The sequence below is a fragment of the Marinimicrobium sp. UBA4209 genome (assembly GCF_002381585.1).
GTDB classification, from domain to species: Bacteria; Pseudomonadota; Gammaproteobacteria; order Pseudomonadales; family Cellvibrionaceae; genus Marinimicrobium; species Marinimicrobium koreense.
The window spans coordinates 1-2,451 of the sequence record NZ_DFTP01000087.1; the positions used below are offsets into that span (position 1 = coordinate 1).

A 2,451-nucleotide genomic window follows, 5' to 3' on the forward strand; every position below is an offset into this window, starting at 1 on the left:
GGACCTGATCGAGCGCATGGCTCAAAGCAGCCTGGAGGCCTACCGCAATGTGGTGCGCGGCCACCCGAAGTTCGTGCCCTATTTCCGCAGCCTGACGCCGGAGCAGGAGTTGAACCTGCTGGCCCTGGGCAGTCGCCCGGCCAAGCGCAAGGCCACCGGTGGGGTGGACAGCCTGCGGGCCATCCCCTGGGTGTTTGCCTGGATGCAGGTGCGCCTGAACCTGCCCTCCTGGCTCGGTACCCGCCAGGCGCTGGAGTATGCTCTGGAAAATGCGCCCTCCACTCTGGTGGATATGCTGGAAAACTGGTCCTTCTTCTCCAGTTTCCTGGATCTGCTGGAAATGGTGGTGGGCAAGGCCGATCTGCCGATCTGCAGCTATTACGAGAAAGAGCTGGTGCCCTCCGAGTTGCACGGCCTGGGGCAGCAACTGCGGGCGGACCTGAGTGCGCTGGAAGTGCTGATCAACCGGATCAAGCATCAGGACGAGCTGTTGAGCGAGGAGCCCATGTTGCAGCGCGCCCTGCGGGTGCGCAAACCCTACATGGACCCGCTGAGCTATCTGCAGGTTGAATTGCTCAAGCGCTACCGCAGCGGCAAGGAAATCAGTCCGGAGTTGGAAAAGGCGCTCAAGGTGACCATGGCGGGTATTGCCGCGGGTATGCGCAACACCGGCTGATCCTGCTACTCGGCTTTATGTCACCCCCGACGTTGGTCGGTAGGGTGGCATAAGGCCAAAGGCCGTCATCCACCATGGCCCGTCTGTCACGACGCGTCGTTCGGGAAATGTGCTTGCGTTTTACAGCACCGGGTTTTTTACGGTGTCGGCATCGTCCCTACCGACTCGCCGGACGAGCGTCTCCAGCGTGTCCTCTTCCTGGGCCAGGCCGACCTGGTAGTTGACCTGAACCTGCACCAGCAGATCCTCGCCCCGGGCGTCGGTCATCAGCACATGCTCCAGCCGCGCGACAATCTGCCGGGCCAGGTGATCGGCATCATGCGCCGTGCTGTCCGGTAGAAACACGGCAAACCGTCGGCCGCCCATCCGGGCGGCGATCTGTCCGTGGCGCAGGTAGCGGCGTATGGCTTTACCAACCCGCTGCAGAATGTCATCCCCGGCCTCCAGCCCGAGCCTCTGGTTGAGTTCGGTCAGGTTAAGTACCCGCAGGCCGATCACCACGGGCTGCTGACCATCCTCCTGAGACTGCCCGAACAGGGGCCCGCAGGTGGTAAAGAAATAGCGACGGTTGTAGAGTTGAGTGAGTTGGTCGACGGTCGCCAGATCCCGCTCGATCTGTTGGTGGCTCCCGAGAATCAGGCGGTTCATACGATAGGCGCGTCCGAGCTGATACAACCCGAGGGCCGCTATCAGCAGACCGACCGGAATGCACAGGAAGCTGATGGCTTCGGCCGGCCACCATTGTGGTTCCACCAGGTCGTTGATCAGGGCCTGCCAGACACCGACAAAGTTAAGCCCGAAGCCGATGGTGAGTTTACTGACGATGGTGCGACGCACTGGAAGGTACGCCGCCGTGGCAAACAGAAGAAAAGCGGCCAGGCACAGGCTGAGGTCCCGCAGGGTGCGGGGCCAGTCCACATTCTCCGGGCGAAGCGAGGGGCTGGTGTAGAACAGCAACAGTGCCCAGGCAAACGCCAGCAGTGCGGTCAACAACAAGGTGAGTAGCGCCAGCGAGAAGCGACTGAGCATGATCTTGTCAGGGTCCGAGGTCGTTTATAGACAGTGTAGCAGGCGCCACAGTGCGGCGCTGGTGATCAGCTCGCGGTGTATTAGAGTGAGAAATGGTTATGAGCAGTGATGAACGTGACGAGTGGGCACTGTTTGAGCGGGAAATGCGCGATGTGCGCCCGATCAAGAGTGAGCCCAAAGTCCCTCTGAACAAGTCGGACGCACCGGCCGAAACCCTGGCGCAACGCCGGGAGATGGCGGTGCGCGAAGTGGTGGGGGCGGAGAGTAACTTCCTGTCCGGGGATTACGTGCCTCCGGTCGACCCGCACGATCACCTGGCGTTCAAGCGTGACGGTGTGCAGAACGGGGTGTATCGGAATTTGCGCTTGGGTAAATACACGGTGGATGCCCGTCTGGACCTACACCGGATGACGGTGGAGGAGTCACGGCGGGCGGTGTTTCAGTTTGTGCAGGATTGCATGGCCCAGGATATTCGCTGCGGGCTGATCACTCACGGCAAGGGCGTGGGCCGGGAAACCCCGGCGCTGCTGAAAAGCTGCGTCGCGCACTGGTTGCCCCAGATGCACGAGGTATTGGCGATGCACTCGGCCCAGCCCCAACACGGCGGCAGTGGGGCAACGTATATTCTCCTGCGCAAGAGCGAACGAAAACGCCAAGAAAATTGGGAGCGCCAACACAAGCGTCGGGGTTAGTTGGGTGCCTGGTTGGCCGGGGTAACGGCGGATGCGCTTCGCTTATCCGCCCTA

3 protein-coding genes are annotated in these 2,451 nt (G+C 61.6%); 2 read left to right on the plus strand and 1 reads right to left on the minus strand.

What is annotated here, in order from left to right:
- On the plus strand, positions 1 to 676 hold a 676-nt coding region (locus B3187_RS12570), incomplete at its 5' end, for a phosphoenolpyruvate carboxylase (protein WP_286806832.1).
- 120 nt (positions 677 to 796) lie between these two features.
- Here B3187_RS12570 and B3187_RS12575 read toward each other — a convergent pair.
- Positions 797 to 1,705: a GGDEF domain-containing protein gene (locus B3187_RS12575; RefSeq protein ID WP_286806833.1), complete on the minus strand. Its 909-nt coding sequence runs from the start codon at positions 1,703 to 1,705 to the stop codon at positions 797 to 799.
- Between the two features lie 98 nt (positions 1,706 to 1,803).
- On the opposite strand from B3187_RS12575, the gene smrA reads away from it, so the two are divergent.
- Positions 1,804 to 2,397, plus strand: coding sequence for a DNA endonuclease SmrA (gene smrA, locus B3187_RS12580; RefSeq protein WP_123638302.1), 594 nt, complete (start codon positions 1,804 to 1,806; stop codon positions 2,395 to 2,397).
- The last annotated feature ends 54 nt before the right edge of the window (positions 2,398 to 2,451 follow it).